This is a genomic window from Flavobacterium stagni, from assembly GCF_004122105.1.
Classification (GTDB): Bacteria; Bacteroidota; Bacteroidia; order Flavobacteriales; family Flavobacteriaceae; genus Flavobacterium; species Flavobacterium stagni.
In genome coordinates, this window is record NZ_SBKN01000002.1 from 1 (window position 1) to 24482 (window position 24482).

Sequence of the window (24482 nt, forward strand, 5' to 3'; positions counted from 1 at the left end):
TCAAAGCCACAACTTAAGGTGGTTATTGCGTCGGGGCTCACCTCTTCCCATTCCGAACAGAGAAGTTAAGCCCGACTGCGCAGATGGTACTGCATAACTGTGGGAGAGTATGTCGCCGCCTTCTTTTAGTGAGGCCCTTCAATTTGAAGGGCTTCATTTTTTTTATCGGTACGGCAAATTAAATTATGAATTTTAAACCTGCCTACCGGCAGGCAGGTTATGAATGATATGTTCTAAATTCTAAAATCTAAATTCTAAGTTTATTTAGGTGTTTAAGTCCAAATCGCGAATGTAATCTTCGTATTCATTAAAGAATTCTTCAAAAGCAGCCATTTTTGTAGCAAAAAAAGCATGAATTCGAGGCCAATCATCTCTGCGGTTCATGTTCACACCCTCCATTTCAACCCAAATCCGACTAATCGTTTTTCCATTCTCTAAGTCTAAATGTCTTGCAAATTGCGCATCCGCAACGTGCTCTTCATGTAATAAGGTGCGCAATGATTCTATCTTTTCGTAGTAAATTTTACGCTTTTCCTCATCTTTAGGTTCGATATCCAATTGAACTCGCGCACTTTTTGTATCTACAAAGAATTTAAAAGCAACATCTTTTATTTGCGTGTCGTACAATAGCCATTTTCGGGGATAGTTTTCCGAAAATTGGGACCAAAATTCACGTTTCAATTGTTGTTTTTCTTCTTTGCTGTACATGCAGATTTTTTTTGGTAAATTTAGAAATTATTATGCAGCTATGGAATTTCAACGTTTTCTTTCTTTATTACCCCAATTGCAGCAAGATGACTTACCAGCGACTGCTGCCCATGAGAAAATAGTGCCTGAAATTCGCAAATTAGAATTACAAGCGGGATATGATGTCAAAAATGCCCGAAAAGCCGCTGTCCTCATGCTATGCTATCCCTATAAAGAGACTACTTATTTTGTTTTGATTCAGCGCAACAGTTACCCCGGTGTGCATTCTTCACAAATGGCATTTCCCGGCGGGAAGGTCGAACAAGAAGACGCCACATTATTGCAAACGGCCTTGCGAGAAGCTTGGGAGGAAGTCGGTGTACATCCTTCGGGAGTGGAATTTATTAAAGCTTATACCGAAGTCTTTATTCCACCCAGTAATTTTTTAGTGGCTCCTTTTTTAGCGTATACCACAGAGCGACCCGAATTTGTTTTACAAATCGAAGAAGTTTCGGATATTTTAGAGGTTCCCTTGGCCCAATTACTCGATGACTCCAATGTAACGCAAACTACCTTGACCACTTCGTATGCCACGGATATCCTTGTACCCGCCTTTGAATTGGAAGGAAAAATTGTGTGGGGCGCCACCGCTATGATGTTAAGCGAACTGAAAGAGAGTCTTAAAAAATTGGTGTAATCTTCATTTTTTGGTATCTTTAGGCCCCTTGGAAAAATGATATGGGACTATTGAAACGCAATCCTTTTGGACATATTTTATTTTTAAAAAAATGGTTAATCCGGATCGCCGGTACATTGACGCATCGCCGCTATCGGGGGTTCAACGAACTCCAAATCGAGGGCTCTGAAATTATTCGTCAATTGCCCGATACTAACGTACTTTTTATTTCCAATCACCAAACTTATTTTGCCGATGTTGTGGCTATGTTTCACGTGTTCAATGCGAGTCTAAGTGGGCGACAGGACAACATCAAGAATGTAGGCTATCTTTGGCAACCCAAATTGAATATTTATTATGTGGCGGCAAGTGAAACAATGAAATCAGGTTTACTTCCTAAAATTTTAGCTTATGCCGGAGCGATAACTGTTGAACGAACCTGGCGAGCTGGCGGTAAAGACATTTGTGAAAAAAAAGCCGTTAATCCGAACGATACGGAAAACATTATGAAAGCTTTGGAGGACGGGTGGGTCATAACCTTTCCACAAGGTACCACGAAATCGTTCAAACCTGTTCGTAAAGGGACAGCTCACATTATTAAAACTCACAAACCCATTGTTGTGCCCATTGTGATTGATGGTTTCCGTCGATCATTTGATAAAAAAGGGCTTCGTATCAAGAAAAAGAATATTCTTCAATCGTTTATCATTAAAGAACCTTTGGAAATCGATTATGATAACGAGTCCATCGACTCAATTGTGGAAAAAATCGAGTATGCCATCGAACAACATCCTTCTTTTCTAAAAGTGATTCCGACAGCTGTATTGGAAGAGCAAGAAAAATTAAATGAATTGCGCCGTTGGTAACTTACAGTACGGGTTCGACTTTGTACCCCAGTGCTTTTAATAATTGAATTACCCCATTTTTACCACCCAAATGCGCAGCGCCAACTCCGATGAAAGTAGTTTTGGCCTGAATTATTTTGGGAATACGTTCTTGCCAGTTTTTGTTGCGCTTCACCAATAAATCTTCTTCAAATTTGGCATAGGTTTTATTTTCAACTTCATTCATGTAGTGGTAAAGTCCCTCAATGTCTTCTTCCTGGTATAACTTCGTTAGTTTGTCGGTTTCCGCTTTGTCAAGTTCTGTATTTTTCTGACTCATAGCATATAAATCCTTCACTTGCTCTTTGTATGGAATTGCATTAAAGGCATTCATTTGCTCCTCTACTGATTCCAGTCCAATCACCTCTTCACTTTGTGCTTTACTCACTTGCATCAAAGCCGATTCTATAGATTGTGTTTTACAGGCTAAAAGTTTTGGATACAACATGGATGTAATAAATAACGGCTGTACACGATTCAACATTTTAGCCGACATCCCCAAATTCTTTTTCAAATAAACATCCAAAGATTTAAACTCTTCCGGAGTTAATAAGGAATCCAAACGAACATTGTTTTTCATGTACATATGTTTCAATACCTCCATTTGCATTTGGGAATCATCCATATCCAATTCAAAACACAATTGCTCCGTATTATCCAATGCCTGAAGCACTTTGGGTTTCAATGTGGCATCACAAGTCATGTGAATCGTGCCAAAAAGATAGGAAGGCGCTTGTAAACCGTTCCCCGAAATTTTCCACAAAAGCGTTTTGGGCGTTTGCGCTCCCGCGATTACTCCCAAAAGAATACCGACAACTACAAAAACTTTTTTCATTACAAATCAATCTTTTTAAGTTCGTTGTAATTGCGATACAAACGCTTCATCAACGTACCATAAATCAAGTAGTAAAACAAGGCAGCAACCCCAAAAAAGATCAACAAGAAAACAATCATGATTACAATTGCAATCACCATCGCTTTAGTATTGTGTGACAATTCTTGAATTTTTGGATTCACCATAATCGCCATGACAAAACCAGAAATGGCACTCAACACCATCATCCCCAAATTGTAACCCACATAGTATTTTACAGTGCGACGCGTACGCACAATATCGGCCATCAATTTTTTGGTGGCGTTAGTGGCGGAAATCGTTCGGTAATTTTTATAAAACAAATAGATAAAAACGGCAGTCACGATAAAGTTGACAACCGTCAATACTTTGAAATACGGAATCATAAATTCCGAGTGATTCTTAATCAAATACTCATCGGTATTAAAACAAAAGCTAATAGCCGTCCACAAGGTAACTTCCAAAATACTAATAATCAAAATCCACTTCACAATAGAGGACGATTTCTTATGGAGCATTTTATAGATATCCATTTCCTGCAACTGCGGAAACGGGTTGTTTTTATTCCAATCTTTTTTCAGTAAATCCAATTCTTCCATGGCTACTTACGGGTTTAATATTTTTTTTAATTTTCCTTTGATTCGGTTCATTTTCACACGGGCATTGACTTCACTAATCCCCAAAGTTTCCGAGATTTCGGTGTAGTCTTTGTCCTCCAAATACATAAAGATCAAGGCTTTTTCAATGTCGTTCAGCTGGTGAATGGCCTGGTACATCAGCTTGAGTTGTTCTTCTTCTTCCGGATTGTAATCCTCTTGTTTGATGAAATAACTCGCTTTTTCAAAATCAACCGTTGCCACCGTTCGCGTGTTTTTGCGATACAACGTAATCGCAGTATTCAACGCCACCCGATAGGCCCAGGTTGAAAATTTGGCTTCACCCCTGAATTTTGGAAAGGCTTTCCAAAGCTGAATCGTGATTTCTTGAAACAAATCATTGTGCGCATCCTCGTTGTTGGTATACAAACGACAAATTTTGTGGACAATGTTTTGATTGTCCGTCAACTGCTTTACAAAGGATTTTTCTAATGAATCACTCATGCCGTGTTAGTCCGAGTCGGTCTAATTTTGTTACAAGATACTTCTTTTTTTATTGGGAGCAGCCGTTTTTTCTTCGATCAAGTGCCTTCCCGTCGTCCGCGCTACACGCCTGCCTAACGGCTACGGCGGGGTAGCTTGCTTCCACCGGGGCTAATCATCAAGTGCCAATTTTTAAGTCCGATTTAACGACAACTCCCTGCGATTCTTCGTAAATTTGAGTATTATTTTTCAACCCTATGAATATTCCCAATTCCACAAAGCAACGCGTCGTCATTATCGGTGGCGGTTTCGCCGGAATAACCCTTGCCAAACAACTCAACCGACAAAATCTGCAAGTCGTTTTAATCGATAAACACAATTACCATACGTTCCAACCCTTGCTGTATCAAGTAGCGACGGGCGGACTCGAAGCCGGTTCCATTGCGTATCCATTACGGAAAGTCATTCAAGGGTTTCCCGATTTCTATTTCCGACTCACAACAGTGAAAGAAATCGATACCCAAAACCAAAAAATCATTTCCGAAATCGGGGATTTACACTATGATTATCTCGTTATCGCCACAGGTTCGAAAACGAATTACTTTGGAAACAAAGAAATCGAGCGAAACGCCATGTCTATGAAAACCATACCGCAATCGCTGAATATCCGAAGTCTGATTTTGGAAAATTTTGAACAAGCCGTATTGTCCAATGACACGAGTGAGCGCAATGCACTCATGAATTTTGTATTGGTTGGTGCCGGACCCACCGGCGTAGAATTAGCGGGTGCGTTAGCCGAAATGAAACGCGCCATTTTACAAAAAGACTATCCCGATTTGGACATCCAAAAAATGCAAATTCATTTGATTCAAAGCGGCGATCGCGTATTGAATACCATGAGTGAGAAATCCTCAGCCGCTTCTGAAGCTTTCTTAAAAAGCTTGGGTGTAAATGTTTGGAAAAACATGCGGGTACAAAGTTATGATGGACGCACAGTAACCACCAATGTCGGGACCCAATTTGAAACAGCAACCGTAATTTGGACCGCGGGCGTTCAAGGGGCTTGTCCTGTCGGTTTACCCGCTTCGAGTTTGGTGAGTCAGGTCAATCGCATTCGGGTCAATGCCTTCAATCAAGTGCTCGGTTTCGATAATATTTTTGCCATTGGCGACATTGCTTCCATGGAAACTCCCGATTTTCCACAAGGACATCCCATGATGGCGCAACCAGCCATGCAACAGGGTGCACTTCTAGGCAAAAACCTGCCCAAGATCCTACAAGGGAAAACACCTGAACCTTTTGTTTATAATGACAAAGGTTCGATGGCCACCATTGGGCGCAATTTGGCCGTTGTCGACTTACCCAAATACCATTTCAACGGGTTCTTTGCTTGGGTGGTGTGGATGTTGGTACATTTATTCTCACTCATCGGATTTAAGAATAAAGCCGTTGTCTTCATGAATTGGGTATACAATTACATTCGCTTTGATCGCGAAGGAAGATTAATTGTGCGACCTTTTAAAAAGAAAAGTTTTAGTACGTTTACTACGGACGAAGTTTGATGTTGTCTGCTTTTAATTGGTAATAGGAAATCAACAATCCCACAAACTTACTATATCCCTCCATGCCGTCTTTTTGTTGATTGATTTTGAGAAAACGATCATAGAAACCGTGAAACCCTTTGTCAATAAAGGTGTCGTATTGGTTCCAGAATTGCTCACTTTCTTTAAAATTGTCCAAAACACCGGCATGGATTTTTACTTTTAATTGATCAAATGCCTCTGGATCTTGTTGGACCAACGCATTCATGCAATATTTCAAAGCTGCCGTACAAGCACTGTATTGGAAATACAAATCGGGATGGTGATAACCCGCTAAGAATCCAATAAAATTACATTCACTTTCACTGGCTAATCCCGTTTGATGGGCCATTTCATGACAAATCACATTGCTTTGGGTATACTTGGGCATCAAAGTATTGACTTGTGCTTCATGGGTAAACGGATTCAAATAGCCTGAGAATCCCATATAAGACAACGGACGTTTCCACAAACTCGACTTCACCGAGCCAACGCCGTATCGGATTTCAGGATGAATTTGTGCCAACGCTTTATAGCCTTCAGTTCCTAGGGTTAAAAGTTCGGTCTCAGCATACGGAACCACCACTTTCTGTTTTGGATTTTTGGTAATCTGAAGTTGAATAGCATTGGTTTTTTCAATCAACTTTTCTGTGAATTCCCGCAACTCAGCAGCGGTGTATTGGGGTTCCAAATGCCATTTTTCGGCCAAGGGTAGGCGGTAGTAATTTAATCCCCAACTGACTTGAAAGAAAAAATAAAAGCCCGCGAGAAAAGTCCCCAACCGACTCATTTTTTCTTTACTTGTTGTTTTTTTCCAACGTAAAAGCGAAACGATTCCTGAGAGTAAAAGAATCCCATAGCAAACATCACCAAAGGAAAAAGGAAAGTATGCAGAAAATCCGCGAATAACAGCATCCCACCAGCGGTAAAAACCAGTGCTATAAAGTCGCTCAACGGTTTCAGGATACAACGCAATCCATTGCACCAACAGAATTTGTATACCCAAACTGATCCAGCCGCGATATGGATTTTTCTTCACCTTCATTATTTTTAGGTAAATGTACGGGAAAGCCTTTTTGCACCCAACATTCTTTGTAACTTTGAACTTCGTTTTTCGACCAACTAAAACGACACGAATTAAATACATTACCATGAGTCAAGAAGTAAGAAATCTGGAGCCGAAAGCGCTTTGGAATAAATTTTCCGATTTAAATGCGGTGCCGCGTCCTTCCAAAAAAGAAGAGCGTGTAATCGAATTCATGAAAAATTTCGGAAACAGTTTAGGATTAGAAACGTTTGAAGATGAAATTCGCAATGTCTTCATCCGAAAACCAGCCACTCCGGGCATGGAAAACCGTAAGCCGATTGTGATGCAAGCGCATTTGGATATGGTGCACCAAAAAAATAATGACACCGATTTTGATTTTGATACCCAAGGCATTCAAATGTATGTGGACGGCGATTGGGTGCGTGCTAAAGGAACTACTTTAGGAGCCGACAACGGTTTAGGAGTAGCAGCTATCATGGCTATTTTAGAAAGTAAAGATATTCCGCATCCTGCAATTGAAGCGCTTTTTACCATCGATGAAGAAACAGGAATGACGGGTGCTTTGAATTTGAAAGGCGGCATTCTTCAGGGTGAGATATTGTTAAATCTCGATACCGAAGAAGACGATGAGATTGATATTGGTTGTGCCGGTGGTGTGGATGTTACTGCCACTCGTGTTTACAATGAAGACGAAGTGCCTGAAGGTTCGACTGGATATACCATAACTGTTAAAGGGTTGAACGGAGGCCACTCCGGAATGGATATTCATAAAGGGTTGGGTAATGCCAACAAAATCATGAACCGTTTGTTGTTTGACGGTTTTGAAAACTTCGGGTTGCAAATCGCCGAAATTAACGGGGGAAGTTTGCGCAATGCTATTCCACGTGAAAGTGTTGCCAAAGTGATCATTGCTTCTATGTATGACGAAGTTTTCGAATTTGAAATGCAAGAAGTCATCAACGACATTAAAGCCGAGTTCAAAACGACTGAACCCAACTTACAAATCATCATTGAAAAATCGGAATTGCCTGCAAAAATCATGGATTTGGGTGTGCAAGAAGGTTTGTTACGCGCTATTTATGCCGCTCACAACGGTGTATATCGCATGAGTGCAGATATGGCAGATTTAGTGGAAACTTCAAACAATATTGCTCGTGTTATAGTGAAAGAAGGCCAAATCACGATTCAATGTTTGACCCGTTCTTCAGTAGAAACATCAAAATTTGATTTAGCAAATGCTTTGCGTTCCGCTTTTGAGTTAATTGGCTGTGAAGTGAATTTCGGAGGAAGTTATCCAGGTTGGACACCCAATGTCAATTCAGAGATTTTGAAAGTATTGGTTGACATCTACGAAAAACAAAACGGAGAAAAACCGAATGTGGTGGCTTGTCACGCCGGATTAGAATGTGGGATTTTAGGAACCAATTATCCCAAAATGGATATGATTTCTTTCGGACCTACAATTCACGGTGCGCACAGTCCGGATGAGCGTGCTAGCATTTCTTCGTCACAAAAATTCTGGAAATATTTACTAGAAATTTTAGCGAATATTCCGGTGAAATAAAAAAAAGCTCCCTTGTAATTTTCAAGGGAGCTTCTTTTTTTAACCTAAAACAATAAGGAACAATAAAGGGAAAAGTAATCCAGCGAGGGCGAGTTTCCAACCTCTGCACTTGAATGTAAATTTGCCAGCCGGAATCATAATGGCTCCGGTAATGGCTATAGTAATCAATGACAATCCAAAGATATCACTGTAGTAGATCCAAAAATTGGAGGTGCTTTTGTGTAATTTCATCACATGACTGATGATGGGGGTTTTTTCAAAAGCTTCGAGTTCGCCTTTGCCCGACTTTAAATCCACTTCCAATTCATGCTTTTCAAAGGCAACTCGGAGTTTTCCTTCTTTCACTTTGTGGCGTCTAACTTCATCTTCGATGCCTAGTTTTTTGCCCAGATTTTTGACAAAATCTTCCGAAATTTCGTCTTCATTTTGAGGTAAAAGCACTGTTACAGGTGTGGATGTAGTTGTGTATTTTTCAGGATGCCAATGTTCGCGGTGGTTCATCATAATGCCCGAAAAAGCAAAGGAAATAATTAAACCAATGTAGAAATACCCCAAATCACGGTGTAATCCTCTAATTTTTGTTTGATTCATAGATAACGTATTAAATTTTGTATTTCAAGGTGGCCATCACTTGTCGTGGCGCAATCGGATTGACACTGTAATTTTCGTGTACGGTATAATTCAACGCGTTGGTAATGTTGGATACTTTTACCAAAAGAGAAAACTTCTTCCAATCATAACCCGCAGATAAATCTACTGTGGTATAATCGCTTAACGGAATAACCCGATCGCGAACTACCAAATTGCCGCTTTGTAAGATGTAATCGTTATTCCAACCGCCTAAACGACTTCCCATATAGAAAGCCATGGCTCCAAAAGTAACTCCTTTTAATTTTCCATTCGGAATTTTATAGAAAGTACTGAAATTGGCAGTTTGGTAAGGTGTTCGGGTTAAACGATCGCCTTCCACAAAATTACCTACACCTGCTTCAGTTTTGGTAAAGCGCATGTCGTTATAACTAAATCCGGCCATCATTGTCCAACCCTTTAATGGGTAAGCAGAAAAGTCAAATTCAAATCCTTTACTTACCGTTTCACCACTCTGAATTTTGTAGTTTGTGTTGGTGTTGGGAAGTCCGTTGACAAAAGGAGCCGTTTGCACAAAATTATCATTAACAATGCTATAAATGGCAAAGTTCATATTCAATTTTTCTTTAATGAATTCACGTTTGAATCCGGCTTCATATTGCGTAATTATGGAAGGTTTTACCACATTTCCTTCGGGTGTCAAACCTGTATTGGGTGTGAAAGAATTGGAATAACTCGCAAAAAATGACGTCTTGTTGTCGGGTTGAAAAATCAAACCCACTTTGGGTGAAAAGGCTTTGTCAATTCGCACAGGATCTTTGATTTGCGCATTTGGATCTGTTGCGTATAAATTGTGGTTCCAAATATGGGCTTCTTGCCATGACCAGCGTACCCCTAAAAATACTTTGAAATATTTAGGTAAGGAAATTAAATCTTGGGCATAGATGCCGAAACGATTGGTCGTATTTTCTACTAAACGAGTTGCGGTGGCTGAAGGGATCGGACCCGTTCCTTGATTGAAATTGGCAAAATCATAAATATTACCAGAACCATAGGTGGTAGCACCCGCGGGAAAAGTAAACGTGAAGGTTTCGGTAAATGCATTTTCAAAATCGGCACCTGAAGTCAATTGATGTTTCAATTTTCCTGTGGTAAATTCTCCATTGATAAAGAATTGCTCCCCGTATATGCGTTCACTGTTTTCTTGTTGGCCAAGTGGACGCGACCAATCGCCGTTTGCAGCGGGTTGGATGCGGTCGGTACCGGTCCAAAAACGATAGTAGTTCTGGTACGAACTGTTCGCGTTTAACGTCCATTTCTCTCGGATTTGGTATTTAAAAAATGCAGATGCTGTCGTTTGTTTGGTGGTTCCATTGGACCATTTTCCACCCAAATAGAGATTTCTAGGTAAATCAACAATCGTTTTTCCGATGATCGCGGTTCCAAAATCGGGTGTCCAATCGTCTGCTAAATAATCAGCATTAACGTTGAGTTCCATTTTGGAATTGATTTTGTAAAGAAGTGACGGATTCACATAAATTCGTTCGCGTTGCACCACATCTCGAAAACTCTTCGAATTTTCATAGGAAGTATTCAGTCGGTAGGCAAGGGATTTGGAAATTGGTCCATAAATATCCAATGAGGGTTTGTAAAAATCATAACTACCTGCTTGAAAACTAGCCTCACCGCCAAATTTGAATTGCGGTGTTTTGGTGACCAAATTGACCACACCGCCTGGAATCACATTTCCAAACAATAAGGCAGAATTCCCTTTTAAGAATTCGACCCGTTCCAAGGAAATTACTTCGGGAATTGATCCACTGCTCACGCGAAAACCATTCTTAAAAATATTGTTCGCACTTAAGTCGTAACCGCGGGACCAAAACGATTCTTGTGCTCCACCGCGGGCCGAACCCACATAAGCGCCGTTGACGTTTTTAATGACATCACTTAATCGAACAGCTTGTTGTTGGTAGATAACCGATTTGTCAATGGTTTGAACGTTTTGGGGTAAATCCATGACTTTAATTGTACTACGGGTGAGAGTAGGCTGAATTTTAAACGGATTTTTTTGAACCAACACTTCATCCAATTGAATGGCTGTTTTGTTTTTGATGGTATCTTTTTCTTTCCCTTTAGGAGTATCGCTGTATTGCGCATGACAAAAGCCAAAAGTAAAAAGTGTAACGAGTAGTTTTGGGAAATATGTTTTCATTTATTTGGAATAATTAAAAATAAGACAGTGCAAATGTAAAATCTCGTTTTTAATTTTCAAAACTTATTTAGACTAAATTTAAATAAAAAAAGTAACCTGCTATTAATGAGCAGGTTTGGTTTTATTTTTTGTTGGTTTATTTTTTCTTCCCCAGTACATTATGAAGCCAGTAACGGGTAATGCAGCTATACAAAGACTAAAGGCAAAGGCTGTAATCTTTCCGGGTAGTCCAAGAATTGCTCCTGTATGTAGGTCGTAGTTCATGCGCATGACATAATCTGCAGTTGAAGCTTTATCTAATGTGGAATAAATGTGACTAACTTTTTTTTCTTTTCCTGTTGAAGGGTCATAATAGTGGTAATTCGTTTTCCAATAAGTTCCTTCCTTTAGATTGGCATTTGCGGCTATAGCTTTATTGTTATTTTCTGGTGGATGGACTTCATAATAATAGGCGTCGGGGTAGAGTTGTTGTAAGTTTTTAAGGGCGATATCCATTCCCGTTTTTACCGTTTGAAATTCAAAAGTAGGTACTTTAGGATCTTCATAAATAAGTGATTTTTCACCACCCCATAGGGTGTAATACCCATACGCAAACCATGGGAAACCCCAGACAAGTCCTGTGAAAGAAAACACAAGGGCTATTGGGAAAATATAAAATCCTGTTACCGTATGTAAGTCATAATTTTTGCGTCGCCACTGGGTTGTTTTTTTCCACATAAACCGAAAGCGTTGCTTACTTGTACGCCAGGTTTTGGGCCACCAAAGTATAATTCCGGTAACTATTAGAACTGTAAAAATGATTGTTGCACTGGCGATTACAATTTGTCCCAGTTCGTGCGGTAACCATAGGTAGAAATGTCCGTCCAAAACCCAACGAAAGAAACCTGAATTTTCATCAACGGTTTTAATTATTTTTCCAGAGTAAGGATTAATGTAAGCGATGTAATAATAATTGGGTTCGTAGTTGTAGTATATCGCTTCTGCGGCACGATTATTCCCATAATATTTCAAAGCATGCAAGGATTTAGCTGGAAATGCAGCATGAGCAATATCTTGAAGTTGGGAGGGCGGTACTACCGGTTTATCTTCGTGTTCAACGAATTTGTACGTTTCGGTAAGATCTAATATTTCTTCTTGAAAGGCGTATAAACAACCTGTTATCGCAACTATAAAAACAATAATTCCAGCGGTGAGTCCGAGAATTAAATGAAGAAAACGAATACTTTTTTTCATAACCAATTTTTAAATATCAAACTCCCCACAGCGGTAGGGAGTTTGAATAAACAAAACAAAATAAACCTGAATTAGAATTTATACGTGATACCGGCATTGAGACTACGCATGCGTTGTGGCGTTACGGTAGACCAACCCGAAAAATATTTTTCATTGGTTAAGTTGTTCACTTTAACTATAAGATTGAAAGCACCCGTATTGTAGGAGATGCTGGAATTTAAAATAGTATACTCGGGTAATGTGAAAGTCCCAATATTGGCTCGATTTAAGGTCTTGTATTCACTGGCGTAATTCCCACCAAATCCGAGTCCAAACCCTTTAAGTTTTCCTTGATTGAAAGTATACGAAGCCCATAAATTCGCTAAATTTTGCGGTCCTGATTCTTCTGGACGTAAACCCAAATACCCATCGCCTGGATTGTCCTTAGTGATTTCAGCATCATTATAGCTATACCCTGTGATGATGTTTAAGCCTTTGATTGGGTTTAATGTCACACTAAAATCCAATCCTTTACTTACCATTTCGCCACCTTGAATCGCGCCATTAATATTGTTGGGGTCACCCATTACGCGGTTGTTAACTTTAATATTATAATAGCTCAAAGAGGCAGAAAGGATATCTTTATACAAGTTCGTTTTTAGTCCAAACTCATATTGATTGGCATGTTCTGGGTCAAATGCCTGTAGGCGTGAATTCGAACCATCAGCATCTGCAACTTGTCGAGGATCAACATAGGCAAATCCATTCATATAGTTACCGAAAACCGAAACTTTGTTTTCAATTAATTGATAAACAGCACCAAATTTTGGGGAAAGTGTCGTTTGATCTTTAATTTTTTCGGTGCTGTAATAGCTAGTTAATCCGCTGAAATTGTCAATCCGTAAGCTTGCCATAACCGAAAGTTTAGGCGTAAAATTAATCACATCAGAAACATACGCACTCAGAATTTGTTGAGTGGCAGTAGAGGCTCCTTCAAAAGAGCCCACTAATAGGGCATCGGTACCGGCTTGAGTTAAATCACCAGAATCAGTTTGGTTTTGCAATGACACAATTCCGTTGGCTCTCCATCCCGAACTACTGTTTAGAATATCTTGACGGGCATAATCCAATCCGATAACCATTCGGTTGCGAATTGTACCCATTTTAAAATCACCCATAAAATTTTGTTGAATGTCGGTTACATTTGTCGAACCGTTTCTTTTAGAAATAAATCGTGTAAATTCATTACCATTTCCACTATCCCATAGATAAGAATAGTAACCATCAGTTTTTGTATTACTTCGAGACAAGGCTGTTTGTGAAGTCCAGTTGTTATTTAATTTGTAGAACAATTGGGTTTGCATATTGAATGTCGGGTTGGACATCGTCAATTCATTTGAAGTATTTGATTTTCTATAATTTTTTTCGAAAACATCAATACTATTGAATGAAAGTGGGGTATAGCGGTTTAAGAAAATCATCGGGGCATAAGCACCTTTTTTTTGAGTAAATTCTGTGTTGACTAAAATGGTTAATTTATCATTGATTTTATAACTTAATGATGGAGCAAAAAATAAACTTTTATTGAATCCTGCGTCTTGAAACGAATTTTCATTGGTGTAGGCTGCATTGATACGTACTGCTAATCCATTTTTTACGGGCGAATTGATATCAAGTGTTACACGATCCATACCATAGGTCCCTGAAGTATATCCAATTTCTCCCCCTAATTTTTCAAACGGTTTTTTAGTGACGATATTGATCAATCCACCATAAGAAATGAATGAACTTCCAAAAAGGGTTCCTGACGGTCCCTTGATCACTTCAATATTATCAATGTTGATGGGGTCCACCACACCATTATTGATACCGGGTAGGCCATTGATCATGGTGGGTTGGACGGAAAAACCACGAATAGAATAGAATTCAGCTCCATCGCCACCTCTACCCGTAGATTCCCATAATCGGGTCACTCCAGTTGCATTTTTAAGGGCATCATTAAAATTAGTAACCACCTGTTCTTTCATCAATTCAGCGGTAACCGTACTGTAGACTTGTGGGTTTTCAATGTTCCGTAAAGGCATTTTAGCTACAGTTGTACTCTTTTCTCTTTTGTACTTGTATTTATTATTGACAACAACTTCATCCAATGTTTTCATGGTGTCTTTTTGCTGCTCCTGACCCATAGCCGCGGTGTAGGTCAATACAGTTAGTAGCGGTAAAATATACTTTTTCATTTTTATTTAGAATAAATTAAAATAATGAAGCAAAAGTAAAAGGCGGCTTCGAATTATCAAAATTTATTTAGACTAAATTTAAATAATATTTTTAAAATAATGTATATGAAGGTGTTATGGAATAAAAAAGGCTCTCAATATGGAGCCTTTTCATTTTAATTTTCTGATTTTGGATTGGATTTCGTCCAAAGGTACTGCTGTGCTTTTGGTTTTTTTAGAACCATTCCACTTTCCGTCTGTTTGATTTTGCCGTCTTTTTGAAGTCGGAATTCAATTTTGGAGGGATAATCATTTTTAGGATTTTCGAACACAGCCAAACTGTCTGCATCTTTGGTCAATTGAAAAGTAATGGGCGTATCTCCTTTTTCTCCTTGAACTGTAGAGGTAAAAAACAAATGTTCGTCGCGTTGTTGTAATTCAATAGTTTCGCGATGCAAAGTATCTTTTTTCTCTCCTTGAATAAAATAAGAAGTTCCTGAAAACGTACTGTCATTCTCCGTTTTCCATTGTAATTGGAGTACACCCAACGAATCTTGAACTTCCCAATTGCCTTCTAAAAAAGCCGCTTTGTTCAATTCTTCAAATCGAATTTCGTTACCAAAAGCGTCGTATTTTTTACAAGAAATAGCGATAAAGCCAAGTGCAAGTATCGATAAAATTATTTTTTTCATGGTTGCATTTTTTTCATGGGGAAAACTTCAGAAACCGGTTTTCCTTTTTGTGTTCCAAAGATAGTGGCTATAAGACTGTCTTCGGTGATTTTTTTGTATTCAATTCGATTTGGAAAATCATGTTTTGCATTTTCAAAAACCAGCAAGTCATCGCTCAAGAGCGTAGAAGCAAATGTAACGGGTAATTCTTTGTTTTGATCGCGAACTGAAACGGTGTAATCCCAACCTTTGGCCGTTTTTGTTAATATGATTCGCTCATAAAAAACCGTATCGTTTTTAATCAAAACATAACTTTCAGCCGATAAATGTTGGTCATCAAGTCGCTTCCAGTTTTCGTGAAAATCCATGGATTTCGTCGTATTCCTCCATGAGCCTTCCAACCATGCCATGTTCGGTTCCTTTTGGGAACAACTTGAAATGGCCAGTGCAATTATGAGTATAACTAGAAAACGACACATATTTTTTTTACAATACTACAAATTTTAAACGAAAAGGGAAGGATGGTCGTAGGGAATGCACTAAAATAAATACTAGAAAAATCACATTTTATTGTATTTTTGCAGTCCAAAAAAAGGAGTATCAAACTATGTTAGAGCGTTTACAATATGTAAAACAACGATTTGACGAGGTGTCCGACTTGATTATTCAGCCGGATGTTATCGCCGATCAAAAACGGTATGTGCAGCTAAATCAGGAGTACAAAAACCTGAAGGCATTGGTGGAAAAACGTGACGAGTACGTTCGTTTAACCGATAACCTCAATGAAGCCAATGAAATTTTAGCCGATGGTTCCGATGCAGAAATGGTCGAAATGGCCAAAATGCAATTGGAAGAAGCCAAAGAACGTTTGCCACAATTGGAAGAAGAAATCAAATTTATGTTGATTCCCAAAGATCCTGAAGATGCGAAAAACGTGATGGTCGAAATTCGTGCTGGAACGGGAGGTGATGAAGCTTCTTTGTTTGCTGGAGATTTGTACCGAATGTATACGAAATTCTGTGAAAATAAAGGATGGCGTACGTCTACCGTAGATTTCAATGAGGGAACTTCGGGAGGATTTAAAGAAGTTATTTTTGAAGTTTCTGGTGAAGATGTATATGGTACGCTAAAATTTGAAGCCGGTGTTCATCGTGTACAGCGCGTACCGAAAACGGAAACCCAAGGTCGCGTGCATACGTCAGCGGCTACCGTAATGGTGTTGCCTGAAGCTGAGGAGTTTGATGTGCAAATCGACATGAATGATGTGCGAATTGACTTTTTCTGTTCTTCGGGTCCTGGAGGTCAGTCGGTAAATACGACTAAGTCGGCCGTACGTATGACCCACATTCCAACCGGATTGGTGGCTCAATGTCAAGATGAAAAGTCGCAACATAAAAATAAAGACAAAGCCTTAACGGTATTGCGTTCGCGTTTGTATGAAATGGAATTAGCCAAAAAACAAGAGGAAGATGCGAAGAAGCGAAATTCTCAAGTAAGTTCAGGTGACCGTTCTGCAAAAATCCGAACCTATAATTTTCCACAAGGACGTGTAACCGATCACCGTATTGGGATGGATGTTTTTGATATGGATGGGGTATTGAATGGCAATATTCAAAAGTTCATTGACGAACTTCAGTTGGTGGCCAATACCGAAAAATTAAAAGAAAGCGAAGTTTTTTAAAATACTAACCCGAACAGCAGTTCGGGTTTTTTTATACATAAAAATAACCCGGCCATTCAACGACCGGGTTGCATCAGAATTTATAGCGACTACTAAGAATTTTACATTAAATGCTTGTTAATGCTGCGTAAATTATCCAGATGGTCAAATTCCTCATTTTCTTGAGGAGCATTGCCAAAAGTGGTAATTTGCGCAATCCCATTTTGAGCAGAAGTCAATAACTTTTTGCCTTTTTCGGCAATTTTATTACGTGTGTTTTTTCCTTTTTCAGGAGCAATTAATGCACCTACTACGGAGCCGGCGATCAATCCGCCTAACGCCATTCCTACATTTTTCATTTTCATAACGTCCGATTTAAAGGTTTATATTTTTTTACCGTTGATGATTTTAACAATAATTACCATTACCGCCAAGACCAAAACAAAGTGAATGGTGCTATCTATGTCCAAGACCAAGTAACCTATGGCCCACATGAGAATTAAAAACAAGGCAATAATGTATAATAAGTTATTCATGACGGTCATATACTTAAAATTTTAATGTCATATACAAATTGAAATTACTGTTTTTACCATCGGGAAAGGTGTACGTCACTCCACCCAATGTTTGTTCTTTTCCAATGGTACGCAATCCATAATTATAGCGAGCACCCACGCCCAATGGTCCGAAATCTAATCCCACACCACCTGATAAACCATAATCCAATCGATTAAAGTCATCTTCATTGTAGGTTTGTTCAAAATTTATATTACCATTTGGATCTTCATTGGTAATACGCGCATCAACCAAATAGGCAAAATAAGGTCCGAAATGTACATTTAAAATCGGTAATATATTGGCTTTAATCAACACAGGAACTTCCAAATAACTCAAGCCAAATTTTGTTTTTCCTTGTGCGAATACATTGTTGTATTGCAATTCGGCTCCTTTCATGGTGAAGTTGAATTCGGGTTGAAATGCTACATTATTTGAAATGGGCGCTTCAATAAAAATACCAGCGGTAAGTCCCGTAAGCATATTTTTATCATCGACATCCTTCGTGTACAAATTGGAGAAACTTAATCCGCCGCGTACACCAATTTTTGTTTCGGCCTTAGAAGTAGTTTCCTGAGCGTTGGCTTGAAAACTAAACGCTATCATGACAATAGCTGTGGTAAACATTATTTTTTTCATAGCAAAGTGTGTTAAGTTTATAGTACAAAGTTGGGAAAGGGTGGGGTAAAAAGGGTTACAGGATTTTCAGAACCTGTTACAAAATTTTAGGATTATTCGGTTTTGTAGGGAAACCGTCCTTTGGCAACATAGGGGAATTGCTTTTGGTGTTGGCGAATCATTTCCTCAGGATGTTCATCACAATACGTTTCTACACGAACCTTAGCCATTTTATACATGGAATATCCACCAATAAACTCGGGTAATTCTTTACAGCGCATCCATTGTTTGTTCCAATAAAAAATGTATTCTTCATCAACCGTATCAAAATAAGCACTCATGTTGGGGTAATAGTAATACCGAAATCCCATTTCGTTTACTTTCTTTTCAGGTGTTGAAGTGGTGGTTTCAACCGCAGTTGCGGAGGTATTCAATGAAACAGTAGACGTAAGTCCTGCTTCCAAATCTTGTGCTTGGGCAAAAAATAAACTTCCCAAAAGACATCCGAAGGTGATTAACTTTTTCATAGCAATTTTGATTAGTGTTAATTACCTTACAAAGGTCGGATAGGCGAGCGCCAAGGTTGTTACAGCTATTTTGGAAACTGTTATAGAATTTTCATGTAGCCATTATACAGGCAGTAAAATTTCGATTTCGACTCCTTCATTCAATATCCCGTGTGCTTGGATAGAGCCTTTGTGATTTTCAACTATTTTTTTACAAATGGCCAAACCAATTCCGGTACCACTGTATTCTTCTCTACTATGTAATCGGTTGAAGAGTTCGAAGACTTTAGTATTGAATTCGGGTTCGAACCCAATTCCGTTGTCCTTAAAAACCAAACGATGAAACGTTTCTGTGGTGTTTTTAACGGGATTGAGTTTTTTTACAATTTCAGAAGTAATAGTAATTACAGGCGGCGTATCCGTTTTGGCATATTTCAACGAATTCCCAATGATATTGATAAACAATTGTTGGATTTGAAACGGAATTACAGAAAGCTTCGGAAGTGGCGTGATATCTAGTGTCGCCTGTTTTTCTTCAACAGCTTGGTTGAGTTCGGATAATGCATTTTCCATAAGAACATTGAGGTCGGTCAACTCAAATACCTGTTCCGATTTATTAGCTCTAGAAAATTGGAGTAAGTCGTCAATTAAAGCCCGCATGCGACCCGCTGCCACTTTTATTCGATCCAAATATTGCAATCCGTTTTCGGATAATTCATCTTTTTCTTTGTCTTCCAAACGCGAGATGAACGTTTGGATTTTGCGTAAAGGTTCTTGCAAATCATGGCTGGCCACATAGTTAAAAGCAGAAAGTTCCCGGTTACTATTTTCCAATTCACGATTTTGCTGTTCGAGTTCGTCGTTTTTCAAATGGTCTTGGGTGACGTCAATTGTCGAACCCACAATCAACCGACTACCGGTTTCAGTTGTAATCATTTTTCCTGCGGAACGAACATGCTTGACTGTTCGATCCGGTGTAACAATGCGGTAGGTAATGTCGGGAATGGAGGTTTTGTTTTGGTATTCAGCCACCACTTCTTTTACCCGTTCTTTGTCATCGGGATGAATATAATGCAATAAATTTTCAAAATTGGGTTTGACAAAATTAGGGTCAACCCCCAAAATGGTATAGAGATTGGCCGAAAAATACCATTCATTTTTATCCAAATTGCAACTCCAATTTCCATAATTCCCAATAAATTCGCCCAAACGATTGGATTCGTTGGAAAGCAATAATTGTTCGTGCGTGGATTTTAGGGATTGGTAACTTTTGATAAATCCGATAAACGATAATACAATTAAGGTGAGGGTGACTAAAAGAGTTAGGTAAATAAAAAGTGGGGTGTAGCTTTGAATTTCTTGATCGGCCTCATGGCGTTTTTTCAATAATTGATCTTCTAAGGCAATCATTTGGTCCACATGAATTTGAATGGAATCCATGATTAGTTTTCCTTGTAATAAGTTGTTTCGAAGTAATTCCCTGTCTTTTTTGAATTTCTCAACATCAATAATCGCTTTGTTGACAATGGCAAATTTTGAAGTACAGAGGTGTCGAATTTTAACGATGTGGTCTGTTTGAATTTTATTATCAACTACTAAATCATTAATTGAATTGATCGATTTTACGATGCCCAATTTGGATTTATTTAATTTCTCTACCAAATTGTTATCACCTGTCAAGAGGAAATTCCGACGCTCAATCTCCAAATCTTTGACACTAGTAAATAGTTTTTCAATTTCAAGAGTAACTTCATAGGAATGCAAAACAGCCTCACGGGTTTTATTGAGCGAACTGATGTGTTTAAACGTGATGCCAGAGATAAAAAACATCATGGCTACAGACACCACAAAAGTGATGACCAGAAAGAGAGGCGAATTATAAAATCGTTTTTTGAAAATCATAGCAAAATTACATGCGCAATAAGAAATTATCTTTATTCAATCCCGAAGTATGGTATTGCCAATTCAAGGTAACTACATCCGAAAGTACCTTTTTCAATGCATTGAAATCACTCGGTTTTTTGATGTAAATATTGGCTCCCAAAACAAATGTTTCCTCAATATGCTCCTCCGATGAAGATGTCGAATAGATGGCAATGGCCATGCTATCAAATCGGGGGTTGGCTTTGATTTCTTGCAAACATTCCATGCCGTTTTTCCGGGGCATGTTTAAATCCAAAAACAAAACTTGAGGTAAAATGGCATCCTCTTGATTTAGATAGAGCATTAATTCATGGCCATCTTTAAAGGTGTCCACTTTGGTTTTCATCTTGAGTTCGCTAAAGGCGTCTGTGAAAAACAAACGATCATCTTCATCATCGTCTGCTAAGGCTATATGGATGTATTCTTTTTGTAGCATAGGGTTTATTTTTGGTTGGAAAGGTCGCGTCGTTTAGCAATGATTCGCTGAAATTGCGAAGGGGTTATACCCGTCGTGTTTTTAAATTGTGTACTTAAATGCGCTACACTCGAATAGTTGAGTTGGAAGGCGATTTCGGTCAAACTCATTTTGGCATTAACAATCAATTGTTTCGCCAATTCAATTTTTTGAATAATAATATAATTTTCAATAGAAGTATAGGTGACTTCAGAAAATACATTCGACAAATAGCCATAACTGTGATTCAGTTTTTCTGCTAAATATACTGATGCTTTTACTGTGGGTGCTTCTTCACCGAAAACCATTTCTGTAATGGTATCTTTGATTTTTTGGACCAAAGCCGTTTTTTGGTTTTCAATTACTTCAATGCCGTAGCCTTGAAGTGCCGCAGTTAACTCTTCCATTTCCTGGGGTTGTAATGGCTCCAGAAATTCCACTTCCCCAAAGGCGGGAATACGAAATTTATGATTGAAATGCTGCAATTGTTCCTCGAGGACTTTACGACAAATGGTGGTAAAATCAAATTTTACATAGAGTTTCATAGCACTAATTTAGGTAAAGATACAAATTTAAAAAAGGGTTCTAAAAAAGAAGCCGGGTAAGAACGATTTCAATACCCGGCTACCAACCATTATCAACCAAATTTTTTATCTATGTGAAAACTGTTTGTTTCTACATTACAAAGTTGCGAATATAATAACAGCCTACTGTTATATGATTTCTACGAAATGTTACACGATTTACATTTCATCAATCCACGCTTTTACCAAGTGGCAAATTATAGGATAAACCTAGGCCAAGTATTCCAGTTTCAAATTTTTGATTTCCAATTTCTCCAGCACTTCCTGTAAACACTTTCGCATATTGTAAAGCAAAATTCCAGTGGATATTATGGTATCCAATTTCAGGTTTAATATACAGTCCACCGTCAGGTAACGCTACATTCGAATTTTCAGCTACATTACCATCACCGGTGATGAATCCATAACCTAAGTCAGTTCCAATATAAAACCCTTGTTGTTTTGGGTAATAGCGAAATTGGCCTGCAAGCGGAATCACTCCAAAATCTTTATTTTGAACCCCCTTGTTATTTTGCCCGTAATACTGATTGTAACCTGTAGTAAAACCAATTCCAATTCCAGGTTTTATTAACCGCTGATAACCAATATCAAATCCAATTTCTGATGAAACATTTTCAGAAGGAACAGCTACCCCTCCGTTAATACCTATTTTAAACATGTTGTTGTATTTAGGATTTTGCGCGGTTGCAACGGTTGAAATACTCATTCCAAAAACCATTGCGATGATTAACTTTTTCATGACTTTTCTTTTTTTAGTTATAATTAGGTGCTTCTGTTCGGACTTTGTTCAACGATTTTGAGTAATGAGTAACCATCGAACTTCTAAAACAAACGCTAGGATAAAGCATTCCAGATAATTACTGTGTGTAGCGTTTTGAGTAATTTTGTTAAAAAATGTATTCACGACAATAAGCCTTGCCGCTTTCCATTGATGCTGAATTGCGGTTGCGATGTTCATAAACTATTTTTTTTAAAGTTATTATTCAAAGTTAGCACTCAGATTCAACAACTGTTTTACACTATTTCCCCTCTTTTTTACACCATTATCAGTTACAAGTTCATGAAATGTTTGCGAGTTTAAAGGGAAGAAGTACCTTTGTAATTCCAACACAACTTCATGACCACAACACAATTAATTCAGCAAATTCAAACCAAAAAATCGTTCTTATGCATTGGTTTGGATGTCGATTTGGAAAAAATTCCGCCCCATTTATTAGCTTCCGAAGATCCTATTTTCGAATTTAATAAAGCGATTATTGATGCCACACACGATTTATGTGTGTCGTATAAACCCAATACGGCCTTTTATGAAGCCTATGGGGTAAAAGGTTGGATGGCCCTTCAAAGAACTATCGACTATTTGAATCAAAACTATCCTGAACAATTTACCATTGCCGATGCCAAACGCGGGGATATCGGAAATACTTCGGGACGCTATGCCAAAGCTTTTTTTGAAGATATGGCTTTTGATTCGGTGACCGTTGCGCCCTATATGGGAAAAGATTCGGTAGAGCCGTTTTTGGAGTTCGAAGGAAAGCATACCATTTTATTGGCACTAACTTCCAATGAAGGGGCTTTTGATTTCCAAACACTGACTTGCGACAATCAAGAATTATATAAAAAGGTAATCGCAACTTCGAAAGGTTGGAAAAACAGCCAACAACTGATGTATGTGGTTGGTGCTACCAAAGCTGAGTATCTAGCAGAAATTCGCCAAATAATTCCCGATTCATTTTTGTTAGTGCCCGGTGTGGGCGCGCAAGGCGGAAGCTTGGAAGAAGTTTGGCACTACGGTAAAAATGATTCAGTTGGTTTATTAGTGAATTCATCACGCGGTATTATATATGCCGCATCGGGATTGGATTTTGCCGAAAAGGCGCGGGAAGAGGCACTCAAATTACAACAAGAAATGGCAAAATTATTAGCATAAAAAAAGGCCGGTGATCATAAAGACTACCGGCTTTTTTTTCTAACTAACCTAAACCAAACAAAATAATAAATCATTATTTCGATACAAATATCCGACATAAATCGGTAGGTCTTTGTTAATAGATTGTTATTTCTATGTTATTGATTTTTAAAAATTTAAATCAATTTTAACAGTTAGCGACGATCTTGCAATGCAAACACTTGTTGGAGTAGGGTTGAGGTGCGCGAACCCAAATTGGTGCGAATGTTTTTTTCTTCCACAGCAATCATTTTGAATACACCGTCCATGGCTTTGTTGGTGGTGTAATCGGTTAAATCAGGATTCACCTTTTTGACCAAAGGCAAGCTGTTGTATTTGGTAATGATTTGGGTCCAAATTTTATCCGCACCAACTTTTGCAAACGAAGTTTTAATTACGGGATTGAATTTGGCATACAAAGCCGTTGAAGTTGAGGATTGCAAATAGGTGGTTGCCGCACTTTCGTTGCCCATTAAAATGTTTTTAGCATCGGTAATGGTCATTTTTTTTACCGCATCCACAAATATTGGGGTCGCTTCTTTAACCGCATCTTCAGCCGCACGATTCAACATTTTAATCCCATCATCAGCGAGACTGGAGAGTCCGACCTTACGCAGCGTTTGGTCCACTTTCTGCAATTCTTCGGGCATTAGAATTTTAACCATCTCATTTTTATAGAACCCGTCCAAAGCAGTTAATTTCACTACTTGTTTGGAAATTCCATTATTTAAAGCTTCTTTCAAACCGCCGGCAATATCCAACTGATTTTGATTGGCGACTTGGGGTAAACTGTTGGCTATTTGTTGCATTTCGGCACAGGAACTTAAGGTGTAAACAGCCGTTGCGAGTAAGAGTATACGTTTCATGGTTTTCTTTTTGTGAATAACTTCAAAAATAATGCCTTAAATGTTAATATTAATTCAATTAACACCATGCGGTAAAAATTTATAATATTCGTAAA

26 protein-coding genes and 1 rRNA gene are annotated in these 24482 nt (G+C 38.5%); 7 read left to right on the forward strand and 20 right to left on the reverse strand.

All coding sequences use genetic code 11. The annotated features are described in order from the left end of the window. Nucleotides 1-14: 14 nt before the first annotated feature. Nucleotides 15-124 (forward strand): 5S ribosomal RNA (gene rrf, locus EQG61_RS04370). A 140-nt stretch (nt 125-264) separates the two neighbouring features. Here rrf and EQG61_RS04375 read toward each other — a convergent pair. Further along, the gene (locus tag EQG61_RS04375; RefSeq protein WP_129460693.1) at nt 265-708 is read right to left on the reverse strand and encodes a DUF4268 domain-containing protein; all 444 of its coding nucleotides are present in this window, start codon (nt 706-708) and stop codon (nt 265-267) included. A gap of 40 nt (nt 709-748) precedes the next feature. Between EQG61_RS04375 and EQG61_RS04380 the strand changes: the two genes are divergently transcribed. Together EQG61_RS04380 and EQG61_RS04385 are read left to right on the forward strand one after the other, a co-directional pair. Continuing rightward, the gene (locus EQG61_RS04380) at nt 749-1384 is read left to right on the forward strand and encodes an NUDIX hydrolase (protein WP_129460694.1); all 636 of its coding nucleotides are present in this window, start codon (nt 749-751) and stop codon (nt 1382-1384) included. A gap of 41 nt (nt 1385-1425) precedes the next feature. Further along, a complete protein-coding gene (locus EQG61_RS04385; RefSeq protein ID WP_129460695.1) occupies nt 1426-2229 on the forward strand; it encodes a lysophospholipid acyltransferase family protein in 804 nt (267 codons plus the stop codon). Nucleotide 2230: 1 nt separating this feature from the next. Here the strand turns inward: EQG61_RS04385 and EQG61_RS04390 are convergent, their stop codons facing one another. The 3 genes from EQG61_RS04390 to EQG61_RS04400 are packed head-to-tail and all read right to left on the reverse strand — an operon-like array spanning nt 2231 to nt 4200. Further along, the gene (locus EQG61_RS04390; protein WP_129460696.1) at nt 2231-3082 is read right to left on the reverse strand and encodes a TraB/GumN family protein; all 852 of its coding nucleotides are present in this window, start codon (nt 3080-3082) and stop codon (nt 2231-2233) included. Continuing rightward, entirely contained in the window at nt 3082-3699 is a 618-nt protein-coding gene (locus EQG61_RS04395; protein ID WP_129460697.1) for a hypothetical protein, read from the reverse strand. Before EQG61_RS04395 ends, EQG61_RS04390 begins: the two co-directional genes overlap by 1 nt. Before the next feature lie 6 nt (nt 3700-3705). After that, complete coding sequence (locus EQG61_RS04400) at nt 3706-4200, reverse strand: RNA polymerase sigma factor (protein WP_129460698.1); 495 nt, start codon at nt 4198-4200, stop codon at nt 3706-3708. Between the two features lie 236 nt (nt 4201-4436). Between EQG61_RS04400 and EQG61_RS04405 the strand changes: the two genes are divergently transcribed. Next, entirely contained in the window at nt 4437-5741 is a 1305-nt protein-coding gene (locus tag EQG61_RS04405) for an NAD(P)/FAD-dependent oxidoreductase (RefSeq protein ID WP_129460699.1), read from the forward strand. Here EQG61_RS04405 and EQG61_RS04410 read toward each other — a convergent pair. Next, nucleotides 5725-6798: a DUF3810 domain-containing protein gene (locus tag EQG61_RS04410; RefSeq protein ID WP_235829025.1), complete on the reverse strand. Its 1074-nt coding sequence runs from the start codon at nt 6796-6798 to the stop codon at nt 5725-5727. The genes EQG61_RS04405 and EQG61_RS04410 overlap by 17 nt on opposite strands. Nucleotides 6799-6910: 112 nt before the next feature. On the opposite strand from EQG61_RS04410, the gene EQG61_RS04415 reads away from it, so the two are divergent. Further along, entirely contained in the window at nt 6911-8371 is a 1461-nt protein-coding gene (locus EQG61_RS04415) for an aminoacyl-histidine dipeptidase (protein WP_129460700.1), read from the forward strand. A 39-nt stretch (nt 8372-8410) separates the two neighbouring features. On the opposite strand, the gene EQG61_RS04420 is transcribed toward EQG61_RS04415, so the two are convergent. The 6 genes from EQG61_RS04420 to EQG61_RS04445 form a co-directional block, all read right to left on the reverse strand. Then, entirely contained in the window at nt 8411-8962 is a 552-nt protein-coding gene (locus tag EQG61_RS04420) for a PepSY-associated TM helix domain-containing protein (protein WP_129460701.1), read from the reverse strand. 10 nt (nt 8963-8972) lie between these two features. Then, complete coding sequence (locus tag EQG61_RS04425; RefSeq protein WP_129460702.1) at nt 8973-11174, reverse strand: TonB-dependent siderophore receptor; 2202 nt, start codon at nt 11172-11174, stop codon at nt 8973-8975. Nucleotides 11175-11276: 102 nt separating this feature from the next. Next, nucleotides 11277-12407 carry a PepSY-associated TM helix domain-containing protein gene (locus EQG61_RS04430; RefSeq protein WP_206733873.1) on the reverse strand — a complete coding sequence of 377 codons (1131 nt, stop codon included), beginning with the start codon at nt 12405-12407 and terminating at the stop codon, nt 11277-11279. Nucleotides 12408-12478: 71 nt separating this feature from the next. Then, entirely contained in the window at nt 12479-14623 is a 2145-nt protein-coding gene (locus tag EQG61_RS04435; protein ID WP_129460704.1) for a TonB-dependent siderophore receptor, read from the reverse strand. Nucleotides 14624-14778: 155 nt separating this feature from the next. Continuing rightward, nucleotides 14779-15294, reverse strand: coding sequence for a DUF6265 family protein (locus tag EQG61_RS04440; RefSeq protein ID WP_129460705.1), 516 nt, complete (start codon nt 15292-15294; stop codon nt 14779-14781). Then, entirely contained in the window at nt 15291-15683 is a 393-nt protein-coding gene (locus tag EQG61_RS04445; protein ID WP_129460706.1) for a DUF6265 family protein, read from the reverse strand. Before EQG61_RS04445 ends, EQG61_RS04440 begins: the two co-directional genes overlap by 4 nt. Before the next feature lie 197 nt (nt 15684-15880). On the opposite strand from EQG61_RS04445, the gene prfA reads away from it, so the two are divergent. After that, nucleotides 15881-16954, forward strand: coding sequence for a peptide chain release factor 1 (prfA, locus tag EQG61_RS04450; protein ID WP_129460707.1), 1074 nt, complete (start codon nt 15881-15883; stop codon nt 16952-16954). A gap of 101 nt (nt 16955-17055) precedes the next feature. On the opposite strand, the gene EQG61_RS04455 is transcribed toward prfA, so the two are convergent. The 8 genes from EQG61_RS04455 to EQG61_RS04485 form a co-directional block, all read right to left on the reverse strand. Continuing rightward, nucleotides 17056-17298, reverse strand: coding sequence for a YtxH domain-containing protein (locus EQG61_RS04455; protein WP_129460708.1), 243 nt, complete (start codon nt 17296-17298; stop codon nt 17056-17058). 18 nt (nt 17299-17316) lie between these two features. Continuing rightward, a complete protein-coding gene (locus EQG61_RS13745; RefSeq protein ID WP_164974886.1) occupies nt 17317-17478 on the reverse strand; it encodes a DUF5670 family protein in 162 nt (53 codons plus the stop codon). Between the two features lie 4 nt (nt 17479-17482). Beyond that, nucleotides 17483-18127 (reverse strand): porin family protein, encoded by a 645-nt coding sequence (locus EQG61_RS04460; RefSeq protein ID WP_129460709.1) that lies wholly within the window; start codon nt 18125-18127, stop codon nt 17483-17485. A gap of 92 nt (nt 18128-18219) precedes the next feature. Beyond that, nucleotides 18220-18633 carry a hypothetical protein gene (locus EQG61_RS04465; RefSeq protein WP_129460710.1) on the reverse strand — a complete coding sequence of 138 codons (414 nt, stop codon included), beginning with the start codon at nt 18631-18633 and terminating at the stop codon, nt 18220-18222. Between the two features lie 102 nt (nt 18634-18735). After that, entirely contained in the window at nt 18736-20514 is a 1779-nt protein-coding gene (locus EQG61_RS04470; protein WP_129460711.1) for a CHASE3 domain-containing protein, read from the reverse strand. A 7-nt stretch (nt 20515-20521) separates the two neighbouring features. Next, nucleotides 20522-20971 carry a response regulator gene (locus EQG61_RS04475; protein WP_129460712.1) on the reverse strand — a complete coding sequence of 150 codons (450 nt, stop codon included), beginning with the start codon at nt 20969-20971 and terminating at the stop codon, nt 20522-20524. 5 nt (nt 20972-20976) lie between these two features. After that, a complete protein-coding gene (locus EQG61_RS04480) occupies nt 20977-21534 on the reverse strand; it encodes a helix-turn-helix domain-containing protein (protein WP_129460713.1) in 558 nt (185 codons plus the stop codon). A 208-nt stretch (nt 21535-21742) separates the two neighbouring features. Then, nucleotides 21743-22312, reverse strand: a complete 570-nt coding sequence (locus tag EQG61_RS04485) for a hypothetical protein (protein WP_129460714.1) — start codon at nt 22310-22312, stop codon at nt 21743-21745. Between the two features lie 378 nt (nt 22313-22690). Between EQG61_RS04485 and pyrF the strand changes: the two genes are divergently transcribed. After that, complete coding sequence (pyrF, locus tag EQG61_RS04490) at nt 22691-23503, forward strand: orotidine-5'-phosphate decarboxylase (protein WP_129460715.1); 813 nt, start codon at nt 22691-22693, stop codon at nt 23501-23503. 173 nt (nt 23504-23676) lie between these two features. Here pyrF and EQG61_RS04495 read toward each other — a convergent pair whose 3' ends face one another. Continuing rightward, nucleotides 23677-24387 carry a DUF4197 domain-containing protein gene (locus EQG61_RS04495; protein WP_129460716.1) on the reverse strand — a complete coding sequence of 237 codons (711 nt, stop codon included), beginning with the start codon at nt 24385-24387 and terminating at the stop codon, nt 23677-23679. Nucleotides 24388-24482: the final 95 nt, after the last annotated feature.